General features: G+C 67.6%; 25 protein-coding genes. 10 read left to right on the top strand and 15 right to left on the bottom strand.

The annotated features are described in order from the left end of the window. Window positions 1–21 precede the first annotated feature (21 nt). Both AU193_RS17615 and AU193_RS17610 read left to right on the top strand, forming a co-directional pair. A complete protein-coding gene (locus AU193_RS17615) occupies window positions 22–1,230 on the top strand; it encodes a cytochrome P450 (RefSeq protein ID WP_064423667.1) in 1,209 nt (402 codons plus the stop codon). A 5-nt stretch (window positions 1,231–1,235) separates the two neighbouring features. Then, a complete protein-coding gene (locus AU193_RS17610) occupies window positions 1,236–1,457 on the top strand; it encodes a ferredoxin (protein WP_064423666.1) in 222 nt (73 codons plus the stop codon). 42 nt (window positions 1,458–1,499) lie between these two features. Here AU193_RS17610 and AU193_RS17605 read toward each other — a convergent pair whose 3' ends face one another. The 3 genes from AU193_RS17605 to AU193_RS17595 all read right to left on the bottom strand — a co-directional run bounded on the left by AU193_RS17605 (window position 1,500) and on the right by AU193_RS17595 (window position 4,241). Continuing rightward, on the bottom strand, window positions 1,500–2,135 hold the full coding sequence (locus AU193_RS17605; protein ID WP_064423844.1) for a hypothetical protein: 636 nt from the start codon (window positions 2,133–2,135) through the stop codon (window positions 1,500–1,502). Window positions 2,136–2,260: 125 nt separating this feature from the next. Then, on the bottom strand, window positions 2,261–2,893 hold the full coding sequence (locus AU193_RS17600; protein ID WP_064423665.1) for a PaaI family thioesterase: 633 nt from the start codon (window positions 2,891–2,893) through the stop codon (window positions 2,261–2,263). A 52-nt stretch (window positions 2,894–2,945) separates the two neighbouring features. After that, the gene (locus AU193_RS17595; RefSeq protein ID WP_064423664.1) at window positions 2,946–4,241 is read right to left on the bottom strand and encodes an adenylosuccinate synthase; all 1,296 of its coding nucleotides are present in this window, start codon (window positions 4,239–4,241) and stop codon (window positions 2,946–2,948) included. A gap of 93 nt (window positions 4,242–4,334) precedes the next feature. Here AU193_RS17595 and AU193_RS17590 point away from each other — a divergent pair, with 93 nt between their 5' ends. The 3 genes from AU193_RS17590 to AU193_RS17580 all read left to right on the top strand — a co-directional run bounded on the left by AU193_RS17590 (window position 4,335) and on the right by AU193_RS17580 (window position 6,703). Beyond that, window positions 4,335–4,937, top strand: coding sequence for a hypothetical protein (locus AU193_RS17590; protein WP_064423663.1), 603 nt, complete (start codon window positions 4,335–4,337; stop codon window positions 4,935–4,937). A 19-nt stretch (window positions 4,938–4,956) separates the two neighbouring features. Further along, window positions 4,957–5,739, top strand: a complete 783-nt coding sequence (locus AU193_RS17585; protein ID WP_064423662.1) for a site-2 protease family protein — start codon at window positions 4,957–4,959, stop codon at window positions 5,737–5,739. Between the two features lie 73 nt (window positions 5,740–5,812). After that, window positions 5,813–6,703, top strand: a complete 891-nt coding sequence (locus AU193_RS17580) for a cation diffusion facilitator family transporter (RefSeq protein WP_064423661.1) — start codon at window positions 5,813–5,815, stop codon at window positions 6,701–6,703. Here AU193_RS17580 and AU193_RS17575 read toward each other — a convergent pair whose 3' ends face one another. Beyond that, a complete protein-coding gene (locus AU193_RS17575) occupies window positions 6,704–7,120 on the bottom strand; it encodes a DUF3151 domain-containing protein (protein WP_064423660.1) in 417 nt (138 codons plus the stop codon). It abuts the gene before it with no gap. 110 nt (window positions 7,121–7,230) lie between these two features. On the opposite strand from AU193_RS17575, the gene AU193_RS17570 reads away from it, so the two are divergent. Then, window positions 7,231–8,085, top strand: a complete 855-nt coding sequence (locus AU193_RS17570) for a hypothetical protein (RefSeq protein ID WP_064423659.1) — start codon at window positions 7,231–7,233, stop codon at window positions 8,083–8,085. 45 nt (window positions 8,086–8,130) lie between these two features. Here AU193_RS17570 and fbaA read toward each other — a convergent pair whose 3' ends face one another. After that, window positions 8,131–9,171: a class II fructose-bisphosphate aldolase gene (fbaA, locus tag AU193_RS17565; protein ID WP_064423658.1), complete on the bottom strand. Its 1,041-nt coding sequence runs from the start codon at window positions 9,169–9,171 to the stop codon at window positions 8,131–8,133. Window positions 9,172–9,219: 48 nt separating this feature from the next. Then, entirely contained in the window at window positions 9,220–10,233 is a 1,014-nt protein-coding gene (locus AU193_RS17560) for an alcohol dehydrogenase catalytic domain-containing protein (RefSeq protein WP_064423657.1), read from the bottom strand. An 88-nt stretch (window positions 10,234–10,321) separates the two neighbouring features. Here AU193_RS17560 and AU193_RS17555 point away from each other — a divergent pair, with 88 nt between their 5' ends. Beyond that, the gene (locus tag AU193_RS17555) at window positions 10,322–11,047 is read left to right on the top strand and encodes a VTT domain-containing protein (protein ID WP_064423656.1); all 726 of its coding nucleotides are present in this window, start codon (window positions 10,322–10,324) and stop codon (window positions 11,045–11,047) included. On the opposite strand, the gene nhaA is transcribed toward AU193_RS17555, so the two are convergent. The 8 genes from nhaA to clpB form a co-directional block, all read right to left on the bottom strand. Beyond that, complete coding sequence (nhaA, locus tag AU193_RS17550) at window positions 11,044–12,897, bottom strand: Na+/H+ antiporter NhaA (protein WP_064423655.1); 1,854 nt, start codon at window positions 12,895–12,897, stop codon at window positions 11,044–11,046. The two genes, AU193_RS17555 and nhaA, sit on opposite strands and share 4 nt — an antisense overlap. Beyond that, the gene (locus AU193_RS17545; RefSeq protein WP_064423654.1) at window positions 12,894–13,994 is read right to left on the bottom strand and encodes a glycoside hydrolase family 76 protein; all 1,101 of its coding nucleotides are present in this window, start codon (window positions 13,992–13,994) and stop codon (window positions 12,894–12,896) included. Before AU193_RS17545 ends, nhaA begins: the two co-directional genes overlap by 4 nt. Window positions 13,995–14,009: 15 nt before the next feature. Continuing rightward, window positions 14,010–14,663, bottom strand: coding sequence for a TrmH family RNA methyltransferase (locus AU193_RS17540; protein ID WP_064423653.1), 654 nt, complete (start codon window positions 14,661–14,663; stop codon window positions 14,010–14,012). Further along, window positions 14,656–15,555, bottom strand: coding sequence for a hypothetical protein (locus AU193_RS17535; RefSeq protein WP_064423652.1), 900 nt, complete (start codon window positions 15,553–15,555; stop codon window positions 14,656–14,658). Before AU193_RS17535 ends, AU193_RS17540 begins: the two co-directional genes overlap by 8 nt. Window positions 15,556–15,567: 12 nt before the next feature. Beyond that, entirely contained in the window at window positions 15,568–16,356 is a 789-nt protein-coding gene (locus AU193_RS17530; RefSeq protein WP_064423651.1) for an SDR family oxidoreductase, read from the bottom strand. 14 nt (window positions 16,357–16,370) lie between these two features. Then, on the bottom strand, window positions 16,371–17,204 hold the full coding sequence (gene ttfA, locus AU193_RS17525; RefSeq protein WP_064423650.1) for a trehalose monomycolate transport factor TtfA: 834 nt from the start codon (window positions 17,202–17,204) through the stop codon (window positions 16,371–16,373). Between the two features lie 159 nt (window positions 17,205–17,363). Then, window positions 17,364–18,701, bottom strand: coding sequence for an alpha/beta hydrolase domain-containing protein (locus AU193_RS17520; RefSeq protein WP_064423649.1), 1,338 nt, complete (start codon window positions 18,699–18,701; stop codon window positions 17,364–17,366). Between the two features lie 63 nt (window positions 18,702–18,764). Beyond that, window positions 18,765–21,335, bottom strand: a complete 2,571-nt coding sequence (clpB, locus tag AU193_RS17515; protein WP_064423648.1) for an ATP-dependent chaperone ClpB — start codon at window positions 21,333–21,335, stop codon at window positions 18,765–18,767. Between the two features lie 196 nt (window positions 21,336–21,531). Between clpB and AU193_RS17510 the strand changes: the two genes are divergently transcribed. Both AU193_RS17510 and AU193_RS17505 read left to right on the top strand, forming a co-directional pair. Continuing rightward, window positions 21,532–21,945, top strand: a complete 414-nt coding sequence (locus AU193_RS17510; protein ID WP_064423647.1) for a hypothetical protein — start codon at window positions 21,532–21,534, stop codon at window positions 21,943–21,945. A gap of 92 nt (window positions 21,946–22,037) precedes the next feature. Beyond that, window positions 22,038–22,688, top strand: coding sequence for a GAP family protein (locus AU193_RS17505; RefSeq protein WP_253867934.1), 651 nt, complete (start codon window positions 22,038–22,040; stop codon window positions 22,686–22,688). On the opposite strand, the gene AU193_RS17500 is transcribed toward AU193_RS17505, so the two are convergent. Further along, window positions 22,683–23,330, bottom strand: a complete 648-nt coding sequence (locus AU193_RS17500) for a TetR family transcriptional regulator (RefSeq protein ID WP_172798345.1) — start codon at window positions 23,328–23,330, stop codon at window positions 22,683–22,685. The two genes, AU193_RS17505 and AU193_RS17500, sit on opposite strands and share 6 nt — an antisense overlap. A gap of 98 nt (window positions 23,331–23,428) precedes the next feature. Between AU193_RS17500 and AU193_RS17495 the strand changes: the two genes are divergently transcribed. Continuing rightward, entirely contained in the window at window positions 23,429–24,427 is a 999-nt protein-coding gene (locus tag AU193_RS17495) for a hypothetical protein (RefSeq protein WP_064423645.1), read from the top strand. Window positions 24,428–24,435 lie beyond the last annotated feature (8 nt).

Below are 24,435 nucleotides of genomic sequence, written 5' to 3'. Positions count from 1 at the left end.
ATCCGCGGGTAGCGTCGGGTCATGACGCAAGCACCGGAGCTGCCGCCTCTGCACATGCGTCGCGACGCATTCGATCCGACACCTGCGCTGGCCGAGATCCGCGAGACCACCGGCGTTCGCACCGTGCTGAACTCCTTCGGTATGACGGTGTACCTGGTCACCAGGCACGACGACGTCAAGCAGGTGCTGTCCGACCACGAGCGGTTCTCCAACGGCCGCCCGCCGGGATTCGTCGTCCCGGGCGCGCCGACGCTCTCGGAGCAGGAGCTGACCAGTGCCCGCGCAGGCAACCTGCTGGGCCTGGACCCGCCGGAGCACCAGCGGCTGCGCCGCATGCTCACCCCGGAGTTCACGATCCGCCGGATCAAACGGCTCGAGCCGCGCATCGTCGAGATCGTCCAGACGCACCTGGACATGATGGAAACCGCCGGTGCGCCCGTCGATCTCGTCGAACACTTCGCGTTGCCGATCCCGTCGCTGGTCATCTGCGAACTGCTCGGCGTGCCCTACGAGGATCGTGACGACTTCCAACACCGCAGCGCGCGCCAGCTCGACTTGTCGCTGCCGGTCACCGAGCGACTCGAGTTGCAGCGGGCCGGGCGCGCGTACATGCGGTCGCTGGTCGAACGCGCACGGCGGCAGCCCGGCGACGACATCCTCGGCATGTTGGTTCGTGAACATGGCACCGAGCTCACCGACGACGAACTGGTCGGCATCGCCGGGCTCCTGCTTCTCGCCGGCCACGAGACCACCTCGAACATGCTCGGGCTGGGCACGCTGGCCCTGCTGCGACATCCTCAGCAACTGGCCACCGTGCGCGACGATCCCGACGCCGTCGGCCCCGCGGTCGAAGAGCTGCTGCGCTGGTTGTCCATCGTGCACACCGCGATACCGCGCATCACCACAACAGACGTGGAGATCAACGGTGTCGCGATCCCGGCCGGACAGCTGGTGTTCGTATCGTTGCCGTCGGGCAACCGCGATCCCGACTTCATCGACGCCCCAGACGTTCTCGACGTCGGTCGCGGCGCGGCCGGGCATCTCGCATTCGGTCACGGCGTGCACCACTGCCTCGGAGCGCCGCTGGCCCGCATGGAGATGCGGGTGGCGTTTCCAGCTCTGCTGCAACGCTTTCCGGCACTACGGCTGGCCGAGGACTTCGCCGATGTGCAGTTCCGGACGTTCCACTTCATCTACGGTCTCAAATCGCTGCTGGTGGATTGGAGGTGACGGAAATGAAGGTGCACGCGGACCGCGACGTCTGCATCCAGGCGGGCAACTGCGTGATGTCCGCCAGCGCCGTTTTCGACCAGGACGACGACGGCATCGTCGTGGTCCTGGCCGATACGGACGGCGGGGCCGTCCAGACAGCCGAGGTCCCCGACGATGAGCTCGACCACGCCCGTGAAGCCGTGAAGCTCTGTCCGGCACAGGCTTTGCGGCTCTCGGAATCCTGACCCGCCGGGGGTCGAATGGCCATCTCTCCAAGGGGCCGTTGGTCAGGGTGGCGTCGGAAGATCCGGTGCCGCGGCCGCGCTGAGCCCCGTCCGCGTCAACAGCAGCACGCTGACCACCAGAACCCAGGCGGGAAAGGTCAGCACCAGCCACATGCTCAGATCACCGGCCAGCAGCACTCCCCCCGCCACGGCATACGTGGCGATGGCCAACCACCGCGGCATGAGTCGTGTCCTCAGCCAGATCGTGGCGAGCGAGATCATGAACACCGCAGCCATTCGCAGCGCATAAGTCTTCGAGACGACCATCAAGACCATCTGCCCGAAGACCGCCACCCCCGCATCGGTCACTCCGCCGCTGCGCTCCAAGCCGGCACCGACGCCGATGGCGACGAACATCATCGCCAGGAACAGAAGGCCGCTGCCGAGGAAAGCCGTCGAGAAGAACTTGTCCTCGTAGCCGCCCATCCCGTCCCGCACGACACCCATAAACCAGAGAAACGCGATTCCCGCGAACGGCATGAGGATCGCTGCGATGCGCAGATTGGCGCTTCCTTCGCGCACCCACTGCGATCCTGGCTGCTCACCCTCGGGTAACGCCAGACGGATCAGCACGAGCGCCGCCCCGAACAACAGCGCGAAGAGCACGCCCGCTAGGGCCGCCGAGCGTGGGGTGGTCAGGTGCCGGGGCGGGTCGGTGTGGTTGATGGTCACGTCGTGATCGTGTCATCAGGCCTCCGAGACTGCGGGAAGATCACAATTACCCGGATCCGCTGCCGCTGTAGCACAGTCTGCGCGCACCGACCTCACGGCTGTCCGGCGAGCAGCTGGATCATCAACCCGTTGGCCTCGGCGAGCAGGTTGTCGTCCGGATCGCGCAGCTCGGCGTTGACGAACGCCTTGCGTCCCTGGGCTTCACGCAGCCAGCCACGGGCCGACAGCTCGGTGTCGATCGGGGTCACCTTGCGATAGTCGACATGCAGGAAACCGGTGCGGCTGATCGGGCGGCCGACGGCGTGGATCACCATGCCGAACACCGAGTCGAACAGCAGCGGCAGCACTCCACCGTGCACGGCGGAGTTGCCGCCGACGTGGTACCGGCTGAACTCCACCTTCAGGGTGACCCCGTCCGGGTCGAGCTGCACCTTCCGGTACGGCGGCATCAGCAGGCTGCCTGCACCGGGCAGCGACGGCACCCGGTTCGCCGGGCCGACACCCTCGGCCGCGCGGAACGGGTCGAGCAGTTCCACCAAGGCCTCGGCCTGGTCGGCGGCTCGCTCCCAGGTGTCTCCGTCCGGGTCGGCCGACACCGCGAGGTCCTGCGCACGGCGCATCGCCGCCAGGAACCGGCCGAATCCCGGCCCCGGCTCGGCCCGTTGATAGTTCGGGAAGCCGCCGTGTTTGTCGTAGTCGGGATCTTCGAGGTGCGGATCCGTCATAGCCGTCGGTTCTTCGCGCAAGCGTCCCCCGCAAGCGGGCGGTGCCCCCACATCACGACTGCGCCAGGATGTCGCGGCGCACGATCGTCTGGTCTCGGCCGGGGCCGACGCCGATACACGAAACATGCGCTCCGGCAAGCTCTTCGACCCGCAACACATAGTCGCGCGCCTTGGCAGGCAGGTCCTCGAACTCGCGGGCCCCGGAGATGTCCTCCCACCAGCCGGGCAGCTCCTCGTAGATGGGCTCGGCATGCGCGATCTCGGACTGTGTCATCGGCATGTCGTCCAGGCGCTGGCCGTGTACCCGGTACCCGACACACACCGGCACGGTCTCGAGGCTGGACAGCACGTCGAGTTTGGTGAGGAAGTAGTCGGTGATGCCGTTGACCCGGGTGGCGTATCGGGCGATGACGGCATCGAACCAGCCGCACCTGCGTCGCCTGCCGGTCGTCACGCCGAACTCGCCGCCCGTCTTGGACAGGTACTCACCCTTCTCGTCGAACAGCTCGGTCGGAAACGGGCCCGAGCCGACGCGCGTCGTGTAGGCCTTGAGGATGCCGAGCACCGTCGTGATCCGCGTCGGGCCGATTCCCGATCCCACCGCGGCACCACCCGCTGTCGGATTCGACGACGTCACAAAGGGATACGTGCCGTGGTCCACATCGAGCAGGGTGCCCTGGGAGCCCTCCAACAGCACCGTCTCGCCCTTCTCCAAGGCCGTGTTGAGCAGGTACCGCGTGTCGGCGATGCGGTGTTTGAAGCCCTCGGCCTGGCTGAGCAGGCTGTCGACCACCTCCGCGGCGTCGAGCGCCTTGCGATTGTAGATCTTGACGAGCACCTGGTTCTTGAAATCCAGTGCGGCCTCGATCTTTTCGGCCAGCAACACGGGATCCAGCACGTCGGCCATTCGGATGCCGATCCTGGCGATCTTGTCCTGATAGCAGGGGCCGATCCCGCGGCCGGTGGTGCCGATCTTCTTGCTGCCCGCATACCGCTCGACGACCTTGTCGATCGCGACGTGATAAGGCATCAGCAGGTGTGCGTCCGCGGAGATCAGCAGCCGCTCGGTGTCCACGCCGCGATCGACGAGCCCCTGCAGCTCCGTGAGGAGCACGCCCGGGTCGACCACCACGCCGTTGCCGATGACGTTGGTCACGCCCGGGGTGAGAATCCCCGACGGGATCAGGTGGAGGGCGAAGTTCTCACCCGTCGGCAGTACGACGGTGTGGCCGGCGTTGTTGCCGCCCTGATAACGCACCACCCACTGGACGCGTCCACCGAGCAGGTCGGTGGCTTTACCTTTGCCCTCGTCGCCCCATTGCGCGCCGATGAGCACGATTGCCGGCATGACTAGGACCTCGCAATTCCTGGCTACTCTTGCACCGAAACCTTGTTGCAGCCGGTGAGTCACCCTATCCCAGCCACTTGCGAGGAGCCGAACTTGAACACCGCTGACGTCGTGGTGTTGCGGTTCGGCCGACGGCGGATACCGTCCGCGCTGCGCGGACTCCCGGTTGCCGACTCATCGGATGCCCCCTGCCGTCGCCTGATTGTCGTCGGCTCCGAGGCCGACGTGGCGGCGGTGCTGACCCGGCTGCTGCGCACCGATCGGCTCGATGTCGAGGTGGCCCACGTGCGGCAGCCGTGGCAGGCGCGCTGGGCTCTGCGCGGGCGGGCCACCCGGGTGCCGCTGATTCGCGACGACCGGGGAACCGCGCTCGTCGGCGCCGCGTTCTGGCTCGGCGAGGGCGCGCTCGAGAAGGGTTCGGCGCCCGCCGATTTGATCGGCGAGGCAGTGGTCGACGACGAGGTGCTCTTCGACGGAGCGGCGGCCGCAGTGCGCATCGAACCGACGCCGACGATGCCCGGTTTGCGCGCCACCGTGCTGTCCCGTCGCATGCGCCCGCAACGGTGGGTGACGGGTCGGGCCGCCCAGCTCGGGACCTCCGGCGCCATCGTGGTCCGGGACGGGGTGATGGCCGCCCGCCCGGTGCAGCGCTCGACGTTCTACCGGCACACCGAAGGCTGGCTGCGGGTGCGCTGACCTCGGGTAGCGTCGACCCGTGAGCGTTCGTCCGCTGCACCAGTCGGTGCGGCCCAGCCCCGTCTTCCTCGCGATCGTGGCGGCCACAGTGGCCGGCGGGGTGGCCGCATGGGCTTGTGCGACGGAGATCTCGCGACCGCTGGCCTATGTCGGGGTGTTCACGTTCGTGATCGCGGGCTGGTTGGTGTCGCTGTGCGTGCACGAGTTCGCCCACGCCTACACCGCATGGCGGTTCGGCGACCGCGACGTCGCGGTGCGCGGCTACCTGACGCTCAACCCGCTCAAATACTCCAACCCGCTGTTGTCGATCGGGTTGCCGATCGCGATCATCGCGATCGGCGGGATCGGCCTGCCCGGTGGTGCGGTGTATGTCCAGACCGGCTGGATGACGCCACGTCAGCGCACGCTGGTCAGCCTTGCGGGGCCGTTCACCAACCTGGTGTTCGCGGCGCTGCTGTTGGTGCTGACGAGCACGCTCTACGATCCCGCGCACGGCGTCTTCTGGTCCGGCGTGGCGTTCCTGGGCTTTCTTCAGGTGACGGCGTTGCTGCTGAACATGCTTCCGGTACCCGGGCTGGACGGGTACGGCGCACTCGAGCCGCACCTGAGCCCGCAGACCCAGCGAGCGGTGGCTCCGGCCAAGCAGTGGGGATTGCTGGTCTTGCTGCTGCTGCTCTTCACCCCCGGACTCAACCGGTGGTTCTGGCAGCTGGTCCTGTGGTTCTTCGACTTCTCGGGCGTGCCGCGCCCGCTGGTGTGGCTGGGCGGCGATCTGACGCGGTTCTGGTCGGCCTGGCTCTGACACCGCCCGCGATGAGCGCGCGCCGGACCGCAACCTTGCTATATATGCGGATTTACGCATATATTTGCTTGCCATGGGCGCCGGCCACGATCACAGCGGACGCGACACCCGGGTCAGCCGGATGGTCATCGCGGCGGCGATCCTCACCGCCTTCTTCGTGATCGAGCTCGTCACGGCGCTGATGATCAACTCGATAGCGCTGCTGGCCGACGCCGGCCACATGCTGACCGATCTGGTCGCGATGTTCATGGGTCTGACCGCGGTGTTGCTGGCCCGCAAGGGCAGCACCTCCCCGGCCCGTACGTACGGCTGGCACCGCGCCGAGGTGTTCACCGCGGTGGCCAACGCGGTACTGCTGCTCGGCGTCGCGGCATTCATCCTGTTCGAGGCGATCGAACGGATCGGGGATGCGCCCGAGGTGCCCGGTGTGCCGATGATCGTCGTGGCACTGGCGGGCCTTCTCGCCAACGCCGTCGTCGTGCTGCTGCTGCGCTCGCACTCCAAGACGAGCCTGGCAGTCAAGGGCGCTTACATGGAGGTCGTCGCCGACACCGTCGGCAGCATCGGCGTGCTGATCGCGGGCATCGTCACCGTCACGACGCACTGGCCGTACGCCGACGTCGTGGTCGCGGTGTTCGTCGCGCTGTGGGTGTTGCCGCGGGCGTTCTCACTGGCCCGGGCGGCCCTGCGGATCCTGTCGGAGTCCTCGCCCGCCCACATCGACGTCGAGGAGTTGCGATCCGCGCTGTGTGCGGTCGAGGGCGTGACCGATGTGCACGATCTGCACGTCTGGACTCTGGTGCCGGGCAAGGACATGGTCACCGCCCACCTGACCAGCGACCGGGATTCGGCGCTGGTGCTCGACGATGCGCGTGCCGTGCTGACCGAACGCGGGTTGGACCATGCGACGGTTCAGGTGGAGCCGGGCGACGGCACCGCAAACTGCAATTGCGAGGCTGAGTAGTCAGGCAAGCCCGAGTTCGGCCCGCGCCGACGGATCGCAGTCGTCGAGCAGGTCCAGGCAGCGCTGGTTCTCGTCGGTCTCCCCGATCGCGTCGGCCGCCCGCGCCAGGGCCGCGACACAGCGCAGGAATCCACGGTTGGGCTCGTGGCGGTAGGGCACGGGACCGAAGCCCTTCCAGCCGTTGCGGCGCAACTGATCCAGGCCGCGGTGATATCCGGTGCGCGCATAGGCGTACGCGGTGATCGCCCGGTCGTCGGAGAGGGCCTCCTCGGCCAGCGTCGCCCAGGCGACCGAGGCTGACGGATGCGCGGCCGCTACGATCGCGGGCTTCTCCCCGGCGGCGAGTTCGGCTTCGGCGCCGCTGTCGCCGGGCAGCAGTACCGGGTCCGGCCCGAGCAGATCACCCATCCTTGTCATGGCCCCCATTGTGCCGTGCGCGTCGGCCGGCAACGCACCGGTACGAGCGAGGACCCGACGGCGGTGACTAAGCTTCCCGCCGTAGCGTCGTAAGGGAGGACCCAGCAGGCATGTCGAATCCATCAGGGCCTGATCAGCCGGACAAAGTTCCGGACGGGTCGGACGCCTCGGACGTTCACGCCTCCGAGAATCCCGAAGCACCCGAGAGCGAAAGCGCCGACTCCGGCGAGGTGCGCGACGCCGACCCGGTCACCGAGGTGATCGAACCGCATGGCGACCAGGAGCCCGCGACGGAGGTGATGACGACCACCCAGCCGCAGGGACAACCGGCGCCGGGCACCGAGCCGGGTGAGCGCCGATTCACCGCGCCCTCCGGATTCGACGCGGGCACGACGCAGAAGATCGACACCCCGGCCGAACCGGCCACCGAGGTGTTCTCCTCTCCCGGTACCGCCGGACAGCAGAAACCCGTTGCCCCGCAGGTCATTCCGCCCCGTGACGACGCTCCCGGCCCGCCGCGGCAGCGCCGCAGTTGGGGTTGGGTGGTGGCCGTGGTGCTGGTCATCGCCGCGCTGGTGGCTATCGCGGTGCTCGGCACCGTCTTGTTGACCCGGGACTCGAGGCCGAAGGTATCGCAGGAGGAGATGGTCCGCAACACCATCGAGGAGTTCGACACCGCGATCCAGAACGGCGATCTGGCCAAACTGCGCAGCATCACCTGCGGCGCCAAGCGGGACAGCTACGTCAGGTTCGACGACAAGAAATGGGAGGAGACGCACGAACGGGTCGCCGCCGCCAAGCGGTATCCCGTGGTCGCGAGCATCGACCAGGTGGTGATCAACGGAGACCACGCGGAGGCGAACGTGACGGCGTTCATGGCTTACGCTCCCCAGACCCGGTCGCAGCGCAGCTTCGATCTGGAATTCCACGACGAACAGTGGAAGATCTGCCAGGCCCCCCAGTGATGTCGGTGCGCTACTGACCGCGCACCGACGGTTGGTGCACCGAAGTCACCGAGTCGCGGTGACCGAACGACCCGCGCTGTGCAGATCGCGGCACGCCTCGACGACGCGTTCGCTCATCGACGCCTCCGCCTTCTTGAGGTAGCTGCGCGGATCGTAGGCCTTCTTGTCCCCGACCTCTCCGTCGATCTTCAGCACGCCGTCGTAGTTGGTGAACATGTGCGCGGCCACCGGCCGGGTGAAGGCGTACTGGGTGTCGGTGTCGACGTTCATCTTCACCACGCCGTAGCGCAACGCGTCCTCGATCTCGGACTTCAACGACCCTGAGCCGCCATGGAAGACGAAGTCGAAAGGCTTTGCATCCGAACTCAATCCGAGTTTGGCAGCGGCGACCTTCTGCCCCTCGGCGAGTATTTCGGGCCGCAGTTTGACGTTTCCCGGCTTGTACACGCCGTGCACGTTGCCGAATGTCGCGGCCAGCAGGTACCTGCCATGTTCGCCTGCGCCGAGCACCTCGACGGTCTTCTCGAAATCCTCTGCGGTGGTGTAGAGCTTGTCGTTGATCTCATTGGCGACACCGTCCTCCTCGCCGCCGACCACACCGATCTCGATCTCCAGCACGATCTTGGCCGCGGCGGCATCCTTGAGCAGTTCGCGCGCGAGCTCGAGGTTCTCGTCGAGCGGTACCGCCGAGCCGTCCCACATGTGCGACTGGAACAACGGCTGCCCGCCGCCGGAGACCCGTTGTTGCGAAATGGCGAGCAGTGGCCGCACGTAGGTGTCGAGCTTGTCCTTCGGGCAGTGGTCGGTGTGCAGCGCCACCGTGACCGGATACCTCGCGGCGATGACGTGGGCGAACTCGGCGAGTGCGACTGCGCCGGTGACCATGTCCTTGACCCCCAGTCCCGACGCGAATTCGGCGCCCCCCGTGGAGAATTGGATGATTCCGTCACTGCCGGCGTCGGCGAAGCCCTTGATCGCGGCGTTGACGGATTCCGACGAGGTGCAGTTGATGGCCGGAAAGGCGTAACCGTGCTCCTTGGCCCGGTCGAGCATCTCCGCGTACACGTCGGGCGTTGCGATGGGCATGAGCCGTCCTCTCGCCGTTTCGGCGATTATCCCACCGCGGCGGCTGGTTCACATGGTCAACACCATGCGGTAGCGGGCCCGGCCCTCCTCCATCGCGGCATAGGCCTCGGCGGCCTCGGCCAGCGGCCGCTCCTCGATCCTGGCGCGCACCCCGCTCTGCACCGCGAAGTGCATCGTCTCCTCGACGTCGCGCGAGGTGCCCGACGGATGACCGCTCACGCGCAGCCCATTGGTGATCAGCTGGACCGGGGCGATTGGCAGCGGGTCAGCGGTGACGCCGATGATGACGAGCTCGCCCTGGGGTGCCAACCCGCCGACGGTGTCGGCCATCGCCTGTGAGTTCGCCGCCGTCGCCAGCACCACCGCCGCACCGCCGAGGGCCTCGAGTGCGGCGGCGACGTCGGCGGCTTTGGAGTCGATGTAGTGATGAGCGCCGAGTTCGCGGGCATCGGCCTCCTTGTCCGCGCCGCGGGCGATCGCCACGGTTTCGAAACCCATCGCCCTGGCGAACTGCACACCGAGGTGACCGAGCCCGCCGACGCCGAGCACGGCGACGAGGTCACCGGACTTGGCTTTCGTCTGCCGCAGGCCGTTGAAGGTGGTGACGCCCGCGCAGCCCATCGGGGCGGCCTCGGCGAACGTCAATGCCTCCGGGATGCGCGCCAGGGCGGTGACGGGCGCGGTCACCGATTCGGCGTAGCCGCCGGGATAGTGCCAGCTCGGCACCTGCATGCGTTTGCACTGCATGAATTGGCCTTTGCGGCACGGCACACAACGGTTGCAGTTGCCGCCGAACCATCCCACGGCCACCCGGTCACCGACCGCGAAGTCCTCGACGCCCTCGCCCACCTCGGCGATCGTCCCCGCGATCTCGTGGCCTAACGTGATCGGCCAGTTGAGGCCGGGAAAGCCGCCGGCCACGAAGCCGTGGTCGGTACCGCATACGCCGCAGGCGGCGACGGCGATGCGCACGTGGAACGGCGGCGGGGAGGTGGTCTCGACGTCGGCCAGGGTGAGGGGACCGCCGACGGATTCGACGAGAACCGCCTTGTGAGTGGGCATAGCCAGACATTAATGACGCATCCGCGCTGTACGCATCCCCCGCGCGCGGACGCGGGCCGCGCTCGCGCCGCCGGTATCTTGGTGAGCCATGACCACCTCGGCCCTCGCGGCGACCGACCACCTGGCGCTCATGCCGGACTTCCTCGACCCGATGACGCTGCTCGGCTACTTCGGCACGTGGGCGCTTGTCGGGCTGCTGGTCGTCATCTTCGTCGAGTCCGGGGTGTTGTTCCCGATCCTGCCGGGCGACTCGCTGCTGTTCGTGGCGGGCATGCTGGCGGCGGGCACGGCCGCGCTGGCCGAGGGCGGCGGCGAGGTCATCAACTTCCAGCTCTGGCAGTTGCTGCTGTTCATCCCCATCGCCGCGGTGCTCGGCGGTCAGGTCGGATACTGGATCGGGCGCAACATCGGCACCGCGATGTTCAGGCCCGATGCGCGGGTTTTGAAGCAGAAGTACCTCGAAGAGGCACACGTGTTCTTCGAGCAGCGGGGGCCGTTCGCGATCGTCATCGCACGCTTCGTGCCGATCGTCCGCACGCTCGCCCCGTTGACGGCGGGCGCGGCCCGGATGAGTTATCCGGTGTTCACGGCGTTCAACGTGATCGGCGCGGTCGTGTGGGGTGTCGGCCTGACCCTGCTCGGATACTGGCTCGGCCGGTTCGAGATCGTCCAGAAGCTGCTCGAGCCGATCGTGATCGCGATCGTCGTGATCTCGGTGCTGCCGATGTTCATCGAGTGGTACAAGCGGCGCCGCGCGGCGAAACGAGCCGGAATCGCGGCGCCGCCGCTGGACTCCGGTGAGCAGCCGGGCTAGCGGCCGGCTCCGCTGTTCTCGAGTGCGCGGATGAGGCTGGCGGCATCCCACGGACCCTTGTGCCGCCTGCCGTTGACGAAGAAGGTCGGCGTCGAGTTCAGGTCCATCAATTCCGCGTCCTGCGCGTCGTCTTGCACGTGGTGAAAGACCTTCGACGAGTGCACCCGGACATCCTGGTCGAACCGCTCGATGTCGCAACCCGCCGCCACGGCGTAGCGGTACATGTCCGACCACTCCAAGTCGTCCTGGTGGCCGAACAGTTCGTGGGCCATCTCCCAGAACCTGCCCTGGAGCGCGGCGGCCTCGCTCGCCCGCGCGGCGTCGAAGGCGCGGGGATGGACGCGCCCCAGCGGTAGGTGGCGCCACACATAGCGCAGTTCGCCGCCGAAGTGCTCGCGCACCTCGTCGATGGCCCCGGTTGCCCGGCTGCAGAAGGGGCACTCGAAGTCGCCGTACTCCACCAGCGTCAGCGGCGCGTCGGGGTCGCCCGCGATGTGGTCGCGATCCGGGTCGATGGGCCGCAACAATTTGAGGCCGACCGGATCCGGCGGGCTGAGCCGGTCGGTGATCCGGAAGATCAACCAGCCGAGGACGAATGCGACCACCGATGCCAGAAGCACGCCGATGATGGCCCGCTCCCGACGGGTCGGATCGTCGATCGCGATGTCGACGATGAAAAGAGAGATGGTGAAGCCGATTCCGGACAGCGCCGCACCGCCGGCGATCCGGCGCAGGCCGAGACCGGGCGCCAGCGCGCCGACTCCTGAGCGCTGCATGGCCCATGTCGCGATGGTGATACCGACGAACTTGCCGACCACCAGTCCGGCGACGATGCCCCACGTCAGCGGCGAGCGCAATGCCGCCGAGACGCTCTGAGCGTCGAGTTGGACACCGGCGTTGACCAACGCGAACAGCGGCAGCACCAGGAACGACACGTACGGGCCCACACTGGTCTGAAGCCGCTCGTTGATCGAGATCGAGTCGCGCAAGCCGCGAGTCACCTCGCGGGCGTAGCGGGAGTTCGGCGACTGCCGGAAGGCCCGGATACGCGCGACGACCTCCTCGACCTGGCTGCGCTCGGGCGAGAACACCGGGATCAGCAGCGCCACCGCGACACCTGCCAGTGTCGGATGCACACCGGCCATGTACAGGCTCACCCACAGTGAGAACCCGAGCCCGGCGTAGGCGGGTCCCCGCCCGACGGGCATGAAGCGCACCAATGCGATGGCCGCCATCAATCCGATCGAAACCACAAGCGGCACAACGTCGATGCGCTCGGAGTAGAACAGCGCGATCACGCACAGAGCGCCCACGTCGTCGACGACGGCCAGGGTGAGGAGGAAGATCCGCAGCCGGGCCGGGAACTTGGGCTTGATGATCGCCAGGGCGCCGATCAGGAACGCGGTGTCGGTGGAGATCACCACGCCCCATGCCTGCGCGTCCTCGCCGGAAGGGTTGAACAACAAGAAGATCGCGGCGGGCACCGCCAGGCCGGCGATCGCCGCCACCACGGGCACCGCCGCTCGAGCCCGGTCGGTGAGCTCGCCGATGGCGAACTCGTGCTTGACCTCGAGGCCCACGATGAAGAAGAAGAACGCCATCAGACCGTCGTTGACCAGATGCTTGACGGTCAGTTCGAAGCGGTGCTCGGCAAAGGTGATCGCGACGTGGGTGTCGAGCAACGTCCAATAGTTGTGCGCCCACGGTGAATTCGCCCACAGCAGCGCGGCGACGGTGGAGAGCAGCAGCAGGCCCGCCGCGACATTCTCCCCGGTCCTGGCCGTCTTGGCATTCGCGCTGAACCGTGCGGGCAGCACGCGCACGATGCGTGGTCCGGCTTCGGTGCTCACGCCCCCGCCACCGCGTGAGCGGCTTCCATCAGCATCCAGCCCGCCAGCTGCACCGACAGATCACGCTCGGGCACTTCGGAAGCGTTGACCGCACCCTCGACGAATTGCGCCTGACCCCCGGCGGCGGTGGGGATTTCGGCTGTGCGGTCCCAGAAAGCGCTGAACAGCGGCAGCCCGTCGACCACCTGGCGGTTCTGCCACGCCGCCTCCGCGGAGGCGAGCACCAGTGAGCGGGCGGTGTCTCGGGCCGCGGCGTCGTGTTCGCTTTTCTGCGGCAGCGTGGTCGCGACGAGCGCGAGATAGCGGGCAAGGATGCCGTTGAACAGCCCGCCGTCACCCCCGCCGGCGCCTTTGATGACGCCGTCGGTGGCCATGTGTTCGGCGACCGCGGTGACCAACCGGTGCACCCGCGCCGCGTGGTCGGGGTCGTCGGTGCGCGCCGCCAGTTCCGTTTCCAGACCCAGCACCACGCCTTGGCAGTATGTGTACTGCGCACGCACGAGCGAGCCGCCCTTGATCCCGTCGAATACGAGGTGGGTTTCCGGGTCGATCAGGGTCTCGTCGATCCAGTCCGACATCTGCTGGGCCCTGCGCAACCGGTCGTAGCGAGCCAGGAAGATCGCCGCCGGACCGTTGGCGGGGGCGTTGAAGAACTGGTCCTGCTTGCGCCAGGGGATGCCGCCGCCGTCTTCGGGCACCCACGCGTTGACGAACTGCCCGGAGAGTTTCTTCAGCGCCTTGGGCCGCTCGACCGATGCGAGAGCGCCCGCGCGTTCCAGCGCCAGTGCCAGCCACGCCATGTCGTCGTAGTAGTCGTTGACCCAGGAGAAGTTGTTGCGCAACCGGTGTGCGCGGATCTGGCGGGCGATCGCCTTCTGCCGCTCTGGTCGCGGATCGCGCACCTGGGCGTCGACGAGGTTGTCGAGCAGATGCGCCTGCCACCAGTAGTGCCACGTTCCGAACATGCGGTGCTGCCTTGTCGCGGGCCAGGCGACGACGCCCAGCTGGGTCCCCGGCAGGCCCCATAGCCGTCTGATGTGTCGCTTGGTGATCGCGGCCTCAGCGCTGGCTGCGCGGTTGGCCCAGAGCTGATCCATGGTGTCGATCCTGCCTTACCAGGCCGCCGAAAGGTCCCCGTGTTGGGTGATCCAGCTGTGCATCGCGATACCCGCCGCGACGCCGGCGTTGATGCTTCGCGTCGAGCCGAACTGCGCGATGGACATCGTCATGGCGGCACCGGCCCTCGCCTCGGGGGTGATGCCCGGCCCCTCCTGACCGAAGATGAGTAGGCAGTCGCGCGGCAGCGGAGTGGTTTCGATGCGCACGGCGCCCGCGACGTTGTCCACGGCCACGACCGTCAGCCGCGCGTCGGCGGCGAAGGCCAGCAGCGCGGCGGTGGTGTCGTGGTGGCGCAGCCGTTGGTAGCGGTCGGTCACCATCGCGCCGCGGCGGTTCCACCGGCGCCTGCCGACGATGTGGACGGTGTCGACGGCGAACGCGTTCGCGGTGCGCACGACCGCGCCGATGTTGGCGTCGTTGCCGAAGTTCTCGATCGCGATGTGCAGCGGATGCCGTCGCTTGTCTATGTCGGCGACGATCGCTTCCCGCGTCCAATAACGGTATGCGTCAACGACGTTGCGGGTGTCTCCGTCGCGAAGCAGGGCGGGGTCGTAGCGCGGGTCGTCGGGCGCCGGTCCCTGCCAGGGGCCGACGCCGGGACCCTCGCCCCATTCGGTCGGGCCGGCGACTTCCGGTGGGTCAGTCATCCTTCGTCCAGAGCGCGGCGTGGGTACCGACGAGCGAAACGGTGGCGTACAGCAGGGCGTTGTTGATCTCGCCCTGGGTGCACAGCGATGCACGCACCTGGACGGCGTCGCGGGACGCGTCGGGAAGCACCAACACCGAGGCGCCGTAGACGTCACAGGCGTGGCTCAGCCCGGGTGGGGGCAGTGTGGGCGCGACCAGCACCATCGCTGGTCCGCCGCGCTGCTGCGAGACCTCGCGGTATTGCTCTGCCACACCGCCGATTTCCAGACCGAGCAGCATGTATCCGTTGCCCGTGAAGGCACGGGGATCGCCCAGCGCCGTCGGGTCGAGCATGGCGCCGTCGCCACGGAAGGCATCCAGGCTCGTCGTGCGCAGAGACAGTCCGGTGTCGTTGTCCCTGACCGCGGGCAGACCGACGGGGAAGGCCGCGGGGTGGGCGACGGTGGTGCCCGGTGTCCTCTCCCGCGGCGAGTAGGCGTACACGCCGCGCACCTGCACATGATCGCGCGCGGGCCCTATGCACACTGTGCCGGTGAGGCGGTCGGGTACGGGGGCCGAGAGTGGTTGCAACTCAAGGTCGGTCGCATCGCGACAGCTTCCGATCCCGTTGGCTTCGATCGGGTGCGCGAGTGCCCCGTACAGGCCGAACCGGATGTCTTCGGGTTTGGCGTGCGCCGCGCCGGCGTCCGATGGTGACGCGTCGACGTCGAACAACACGTAGTCGCCGTCGAAGCGCAGGTTCGACACCGACATGTTCCAACCCAGTGTCGCAAGCGATTCACCGATCGTCGCAGTCTGCGCGGCGTACGGATGAGCCGACGGACCCTTTTGGGAACATGCCGATGCCGCGACGACGACGACCGTGGTCAGCACCGCGATCAGCGCACGCACGTACGCGGTGCCCTATGTCCGGCCACGGCCCCTGCCCACGACTTTTGTCATGGCGCGCACCAGGTTTCGCGGCACCATCCGCCCTGCGGGGGTGAGCACCTTGTACTGCACACCGGGAATGATCACGACTTTCTTCTTCTTGGCGCCTTCGCCGACATGGGCCATCGTCTCGCGGACCACGTCGTCGACGTCGAGCCAGAACCACGACGGCGTGCCGTCCATGTCGATGCCCGCCCGCTGGTGGAACTCCGTGCGCACAAAGCCCGGACACAGGGCGTGCACTCCAACGCCTGTGCCGCCCAAGCCGTTCGCGAGGCCCTCCGAGAACGCGACGACCCAGGCCTTGGAGGCCGAATACGTCGAACCGCGACCGGGTAGCAGACCCGCGACACTGGCGACGTTGATCACCGTGCCGCGGCCGGCGTCCAGCATCGGGGGCAGCGCCGCGTGCGTCAACTGCATGACGGCGGTGACGTTGACGTCGAGCTGGGATTGCAACAGTGAGAAGTCCGAGCTCCAGAACTCCCCGGAGGTTCCGAAACCGGCGTTGTTGACCAGTACCTGCACCCCCGCGGCCAGCCGGTCGGCCACCTTCGCGCGGTCGGCGGCCTCGGCCAGGTCGGCGGTGAGTACCTCGACGTTCGAACCGGCGTGGTCGTGCAGTTCGGCGGCCAGGCTCTCGAGTCTGCCGGTGTCGCGGGCGACGAGCACGAGATCGTGACCGTCGCGGGCGAACCTGCGGGCGAAACCCGCGCCGATGCCGGACGTCGGTCCGGTGATCAGGGCGACAGGGCGGGACATGCGCTAGAGATTACTTACCGCTGATAGTGCGGCGACTGCCGTCCGTTGCGCGACGGCGGTTGGCGCCTGGCATCCGGCCGAGGCGGCGGCTGCTGGGGGTAACGCGCCGCTTCGGGGCGCGGTGGCGCGTCGACGCCGGGTGCCGGTTCGCCGCGGCCCGCGGCGGGGGTGAGCGGGCGGCTCGGTGACCCGCTTCGTCGGGCCAGAGCGGCCTGGCTGCTCTGGCTCGTCATGGCCTGCGGGGTCGGCGGCAGGACGCGCAGAAGATCGTTGAACTGACGCACGGCCCGTAAGCCTTCATCCCACTGTGCCCGTGTGCTGGTCACCGGCATGGAAACCAGCGTCCAGTGCTCCTCGTTCCACATGATCTCGGCACAGTCCGGAGCGGTGTGGGCGAACGTCACCATGCGCCGATCGCACGCGCGGCGCGCGGCATCGAGGTTGGTGGAGTACACCATGCGGGGGCCGATCGCGCCGAGCAGCCAGATGTCGTTCTCCCGCGGCTCTTTGATGCCCTTGAGCCGCAGGTCGACGACGACGTTGGTGCCGACCTTGCGGTGCAGCGCGATGACCGTCGCGACGTCGTCGAGGTCGAAGATGAACACCGCCTCGCCGCGGATCTGGCCGAGCACCACGTTCTTCGCCGTGACGTCGCCGACCGTGGACATCACGCCGCGCTTCCAGCGCTTGACGATGTCGGCCGATTCGTGTTCGTAGTCGAAGCCGTGCGACTTCGCCCAGGACTTACGCCGGCGCCCCAACCCCCGCCGACGGTCGATGTCGACGTACAGCAGCACGGCCGCGCCGACGAAGCAGAGCGCGGACAGCGTGAACCAAAGCGGAACCATTGCGCCCTAGCCTACTTGCAGGTAGCACCGAATCCCGAACTCATCTCGATCACAGCCCCATCACATAGCGTCCAATCGGCCCCGCGCCGGCCCGTGAGAAGGCGGTCAGACCGCATTTCGGCGCAAGAACGCGATCTGCCCGCAGTTTCGATGACGGGCTCAATTGCCTGGGAAGCTCCTCGCGGCCAACTCGAGGATCTCGGCGCGGTCCGCGGTCAGGATGAAGCCCGCCTCGACCGCCTGGTCCAGCGCCGCGGTGAAACGTTCGAGGTAGTCGTCCTTGCCGCCCGGATAGAGCCTGCTCAACACGCCGTCGTCGAACACCTCGCCCGAGCCGAAGATGAATGACATCGGGCCCTCGTCGGGAGCGAGCCCAGAGAGGCGAGCGGTCGGCACGTCCACCCAGGGCGTGCGGACGCCGCCCTTGGCAAGGCCGTTGGCGTCGAGTTCGGGCGTCACGGGGTCGGATCCGGTCAAGGCGATCGGCGGGGCCGAGGGCGCAGGCCTGCCGGTGCGCACCCAGTCGTTCAGGTGGGAAACGGCGGCCTGCAACACATAGTGGTGCTGTGGCCCGAAGTTGATGTTGTACGAGAGCTTCTCGCCGATGAGCTCGTTGGTCGGCGCGAACGCCGCGGCGAGGTCGGCCAGCGGTGCGCATCCGCTGTCCATGAAACTGCCGATGATGGTGTAGTTGTCCGCGTGGGCAGCACCGGGTATCTCCCACGTCCGCAGCCGGTCACTATCGGGTTGCCGCACAGCGTGATACCCCACCCGGAATCCGCCGACCAGGTCGGTCTCGGTGATGAACGCCAGGACCGGGACGCGGGGGTCGGGACGGAACGGGACGGCTTGCAGGGTTGATTCGTGCCCCTCGAACAGGTTCGCACCGTCCAGCGGCGCGCTGGTGCCGAACCGGGAGTGCACGAGGAATCCGTCGTACACGGCGGCTTCCGGATCGATCTCATTGATGTAGGTCGACAGGAAGGCGGCCGATTGCGACTCACCCACCCCTAGCAGGATCTGTGGGCGAAGCCCGTCGACAGTGCCTTCGCGGACCAGGCGCCCCACCTGTGTATAGATGTCGTACGAGAACTCGTCTCCCGGATGATGCAATCGCGAATAGCGTTCGTGATCTTGGGTTTTCAGCGACATGTCGATGCCGACCAGACTCGTCCCGCCCTCAACGCCGACCCGCTGGGCGGACACACCCACGTAGGCATAACCCGAGCGGGCGATCTCGCGATGCGCCATCGACCAGACCGCGGGTGCATCGATCCCGCCGCTGACGTTGAGCCATTCGACGATGACAGCGCCGTTGAACAGCGCGCGATCGATCGGCTGCAGAACCACGATGCGGGTGGTGTAGTCGGCCGTGTCGTCGGTCGCATACGACTTCGCGGTGCCTGAGACGAAGAACTCCTCGGCGCCGTAACCCAGCGTGGCCAGGTCGTAGGCGCCGAGGAGCAGGTTCGGATTACCGGGAACGGGTGTGATCATGTCCCCATCTTGCGGGTTCGGCGTGCGCACCCATGCTGAGAATGAGCGAGCACGCCGAATCGCTCAGCCCAGGACCAGTGAGTCGCCGTCGGGGCTCACGTTGACCGGCACGATGTCGCCGTCGTGCACGTCGCCGGCCAGCAGCATCTTGGCCAGCTGGTCGCCGATGGCCTGCTGGATCAATCGGCGAAGCGGTCGGGCGCCGTACTGCGGGTCGAACCCGCGCTGGGCCAACCACTTCTTGGCGGGCAGGGACACCTCGAGGGTGAGCCTGCGCTGCGCCAACCGCTTGGCCAGCTGCTCGAGCTGGATGTCGACGATGTGCACCAGCTCCTCGGGATTGAGCCCGTCGAACACGATCACGTCATCGAGCCGGTTGATGAACTCCGGTTTGAAGGCCCCGCGCACGGCGGCCATCACCTGTTCCTCGGTACCGCCGGCACCCAGGTTTGACGTCAGGATCAGGATCGTGTTGCGGAAGTCGACCGTGCGGCCCTGGCCGTCGGTCAGCCTGCCCTCGTCGAGCACCGCCAGCAGCACGTCGAACACATCCGGGTGGGCCTTTTCGATCTCGTCGAACAGGATCACCGTGTACGGGCGCCGCCGCACCGCCTCGGTCAGCTGACCACCCTGGTCGTAGCCGACGTAGCCGGGAGGCGCACCCACCAGGCGGGCCACCGAGTGCTTCTCGCCGTACTCGCTCATGTCGATGCGGACCATCGCGCGTTCGTCGTCGAACAGGAACTCCGCCAGCGCCTTGGCCAGCTCGGTCTTGCCGACGCCGGTCGGGCCCAGGAACATGAACGAACCGGTCGGACGGTTCGGGTCGGCCACGCCGGCGCGCGCCCGGCGCACCGCGTCGCTGACCGCCTGGACGGCCTTGCGCTGACCGACGACCCGCTTGCCCAGCTCGTCTTCCATGCGCAGCAGCTTGGCCGTCTCGCCCTCGAGCATCCGGCCCGCGGGGATACCGGTCCACGCCGACACCACGTCGGCGATGTCGTCGGGTCCGACCTCCTCCTTGAGCATGAGGTCTTCACGGGCCTCGGCATGCGGGAGCGCCGCGTCGAGCTTCTTCTCCACCTCGGGAATGCGGCCGTACCGCAGTTCGGCGGCCCGCTCCAGGTTGCCGTCGCGTTCGGCGCGGTCGGCCTCACCACGCAGCGCCTCGAGCTGCTCCTTGAGCTCGCGGACGATGTCGATGGCGTTCTTCTCGTTCTGCCACCTCGCGGTAAGCGCTGTCAGCTCTTCCTTTTTCTCGGCCAGTTCGGCGCGCAGCTTCTCCAGCCGTTCCTTGGAGGCATCGTCTTCTTCTTTGGCAAGCGCCATCTCCTCGATCTCGAGGCGACGCACCAGCCGCTCGACCTCGTCGACCTCGACGGGCCGGGAGTCGATCTCCATGCGCAGCCGGGACGCGGCCTCGTCGACCAGGTCGATCGCCTTGTCCGGCAGGAACCGCGAGGTGATGTAGCGGTCGGACAGCGTCGCCGCCGACACCAGCGCGGAGTCGGTGATCCGCACACCGTGGTGCACCTCGTAGCGGTCCTTGAGGCCGCGCAGGATGCCGACGGTGTCTTCCACCGACGGCTCACCGACGAAGACCTGCTGGAAGCGCCGCTCCAGCGCGGCGTCCTTCTCGATGTACTTGCGGTATTCGTCGAGCGTGGTCGCACCGACTAAGCGCAGCTCGCCGCGGGCCAGCATCGGCTTGATCATGTTGCCGGCGTCCATCGAACCGTCGCCGGTGGCGCCCGCGCCCACGATGGTGTGCAGCTCGTCGATGAACGTGATGATCTGTCCCGCCGAGTTCTTGATGTCGTCGAGCACGGCCTTCAGCCGTTCCTCGAATTCGCCGCGGTATTTCGAGCCGGCAACCATCGAGCCCAGGTCCAGGCTGACGACGGTCTTGTCGCGCAGGCTTTCCGGCACGTCGCCCGCCACGATGCGCTGGGCCAGGCCCTCGACGATCGCGGTCTTGCCGACGCCGGGCTCACCGATGAGCACCGGGTTGTTCTTGGTACGACGGCTCAGCACCTGCACGACGCGGCGGATCTCGGTGTCACGCCCGATGACCGGGTCGAGCTTGCCTTCCCGGGCCCGTTCGGTCAGATCGGTGGAGTACTTCTCCAGCGCCTGATAGGTGCCCTCGGGTTCGGGGCTGGTGACCCGGGCGCTGCCGCGCACCTTGACGAACGCCTCGCGAAGCGCCTGCGGGGAGGCCCCGTGGCCGGTGAGCAGTTTCGCCGTATCCGAGTCGCCTGCGGCGGCCGAGCCGCCCAAGCCTCCAGCGAGGCCGACCATCAGGTGTTCGGTCGAGACGTACTCGTCGTCCATCTCGGTGGCCAGGTTCTGGGCGGCGGTGATCGCGGCCAAGGCCTGAGGAGCGAGCTGCGGCTGCGAGGCCGCACCGCTGGCGCTGGGTAGCCGGTCGAGGAGTCGCTGCGTTTCCGCGCGGATGGTCGCGGGCTCGACGCCGACGGCCTCGAGAAGGGGTGCGGCGATGCCGTCGTTCTGGGTCAGCAAAGCCATCAACAGATGGGCGGGGGTGATCTGCGGGTTGCCTGCGGCGGTGGCCGCCTGCAACGACGCGGTCAGCGCCGCCTGAGTCTTGGTCGTCGGGTTGAACGAGTCCACGACACCTTCCCTTTCCTAGGTACGTGAGGCTTGGCAAAAATGCTTGTCGGATAGTGCAACGTCGTCAATCTTGAGTCTGTTCCGCTCAAGTCTAATCAGTTTTCGCCCCACCCGGCCTTCGCATCTTCTGGCTTTAAAAACAACACGCCGCACAACTGCCACAGCTTTCACATCTGCATCAGCGACGCTTGTCCCCATGCGTCGACTCACCGCTGCAATCGCGGGCTTCGCACTGAGCGCGGCCGTCTCGTCAGCGTTGGCCGCCCCCGCGGCCGCGGCCAGCGACGAGGAGCAGGTCCGCGCGGTCCTCGACGGCATGAACGGCTCGTACAACCGCGTGGACTTCGCGTCGTTCGCCACGCACGTCTGCGCGTCGATGCGCGGGGCCGCTGGGTTCGAGGCCGAGTGGTATGCCGGCCGGCAGGCCGACGGTCCCACCCGGATCTCGATCCACTCGGTGACCATCGCGGGCAAGCCCCCGTCGTCGGCCGTCGCCACGGTCCGGTTCGCGGCCACGAACCAGCCCAGCACCAAGACCTTCGACATCGACTTCGTGCGCGAGGGCGGCGAATGGAAGGCCTGCCAGTACCACCCCACGCGATCGGTCTGATCGCGATAGTCGTCGGACACACCATCTGGCGCACAAGAACCGCACCGGCAGCGGGCATTCCGATAAGGTTCGGCTTCGTGGACAAGGGATCGGTGCTGACCGAATTGATCCCGTTGGCGTTGGTGGTGGCGCTCTCGCCGCTGTCGATCATCCCCGCTGTGCTCGTGCTGCACACACCGCGGCCGCGCCCGACCGGACTGGCCTTCCTGGCGGGATGGCTCATCGGGTTGGCAGTGCTGACGAGCGTCTTCCTCCAGGTGTCCAGCTTGATGGGTGGGCGCGAGGGCCAACCGCCGGGATGGGCGTCCTGGTTGCGGATCGTGGTCGGTGCGGCACTCATCGTTTTCGGCATTCACCGGTGGCTCAACCGGAAGAAGTCAGCCCACAAACCTCGCTGGATGCAGAGCCTGAGCACCTTGAGCCCGTTGCGGGCAGGAGGCGCGGCGATGGCCTTGACCGTCGTCAACCCGAAAGTCTTGTTCATCTGTGCCGCAGCGGGTTTGGCGATCGGCAGCGCCGCCGGTGGCTCACGCGATGACTGGCTGGCCGTCGCGTGGTTCGTGATCGTGGCCGGATCGACTGTGGCGCTGCCGATCTTGGCTTACGCCGTCTCCGGTGACCGCCTGGACCGACCGCTGACCCGGCTCAAGGATTGGATGGACCGCCAGCACGCCGTCCTGATGGCGGGCATTCTCGTCGTGATCGGTCTCATGGTGCTGTACAAGGGCATTCACGGGTTATGACTCGTCGAACGCCGGCAGCCCGAGATCGGCCGCGTCGGCGGTGAGGTATCGCGTGACCGTCGGAGCCAGAAGCCGCACCAGGTCGTCGTCGGGCAGCGTGGCCAACGGTGGAATCTTCATGACGAAGCGCAGTATCGCCGTGCCCACGAGTTGGCTGGCGGCCAGCAGCGCGCGCAGCCGGGCCTGCCCCCCTCCCCCGAGTTCCTCGGACACCGCGCTCAGCACATAGTCCTGCATGAACCCGCGGAACGCTTCATGAGCGTCGGAGTTCGAGGTGGCCGACTGCAACATCGCGACCATCGTCGGGCCCGATTCGGGTGATTGCCAGATCCGCAGGTAAGCGCGCACCATGCGGGTGCCGATGTCGGGATCGTCGTCGGGACCACCGGCGAGCGCGGAGACCAGGGCCCCGGGGTCGACGACCACGTTGAGCGACGCCCGGAACAACTCGGCCTTGGATCCGAACAGATAAAGCACCATCGAGGGGTCGACGTGGGCGTCGCGGGCGATCGCGCGCAGCGTCGTCTTCTCATAACCCCCGGCGCCGAACCGCTTGCGGGCCGCGGCGAGCACCGCATCACGCGACACCGGCTCACCCTGGCGGCGGCCTCGGCGGCGGGCTGTTTTTGCTGGTGACGCCATTCCTCGAGGCTATCATTTCAATAGTTGTTGAAATTTGTCGTCTGCGGTTATACGCTGCCGGTGCGCATTAATTCAACGACGAATGAAAAGACACGGCCATGACTACCGAAACCCCCGCGCGCTCCACCCACGCATCACCGGTCCACGAAGCACCTGCCGCGATACGGGCGACAGGCGTTGTCGTGGTGCTCACCGTCGTCATCGCGATCGTCGCGTTGGCCTTCGCGCTGCCCGCGGCCCGCACCGCTCCGCACGACGTGCCGATCGGCGCCGCGGGCCCTCAGGCGGCGAGCGGACAACTGGCCGCCACGATGGAACAGCACGCGCCGGGCGCGTTCTCGGTCACCTATTACCCCAGCGCGGACGCGCTGCGTGAAGCGATCAGCGCGCGTGACGTCTACGGCGGCATCGCACTCGGGCCCGACGGACCCACGCTGATGATCGCCACCGGCGGCAGCCCGATGATCGCCCAGATGTTGACGCAGATCGGCAGCGGCATTGCGCAGAAGACCGGCACTCAGTTGCAGGTCGAGGATCTGGCGCCGCCGACCGCCGACGATCCACGCGGCGCCGGCCTGGCCGCGTCGGCGCTGCCCATCACCCTTGCCGGACTTCTGCCCGCGATCGCGTTGATGCTCGCGCTCAAGCGCGAGGTGTGGACTCGGTTCGCCGCCGCCGTGGTCTTCGCCGGTGTCGCCGGCCTGTCCATCGCCGCGCTGCTGCGCTGGGTGCTGAGATCGTTCGACGCGAACTTCTGGGGCGTCGCCGGTGCGCTGACGCTGGGCACGCTGGCCATGGGGTTGACGCTGCTGGGCCTGGGATCGCTGTTCGGCCGCGTCGGCTTGGCGCTGGGCGCGGTGTTCGCCCTTCTCGTCGGCAACCCGCTCTCCGGTCTGAACAGCGCTCCCGAACTGCTGCCGAGCGGATGGGGGCATTTCGGGCAGTTCCTTCCGCAGGGCGCCAACGCCACCCTGCTGCGGTCGGCGGCGTTCTTCGACGGGTCCGGCGGCGCTGTGCCGGTCATCGTGCTGGCCTGCTGGACCGCCGTCGGCGCGGCGCTGATCGTGCTGGCGGCACTTCGCCGGCGAGAGACGTAGCCGACCTG

This window comes from Mycobacterium sp. GA-1285 (assembly GCF_001499905.1).
In the GTDB taxonomy this organism is placed as follows: Bacteria; Actinomycetota; Actinomycetes; order Mycobacteriales; family Mycobacteriaceae; genus Mycobacterium.
This window is presented reverse-complemented; position numbering and strand designations above follow the sequence as displayed.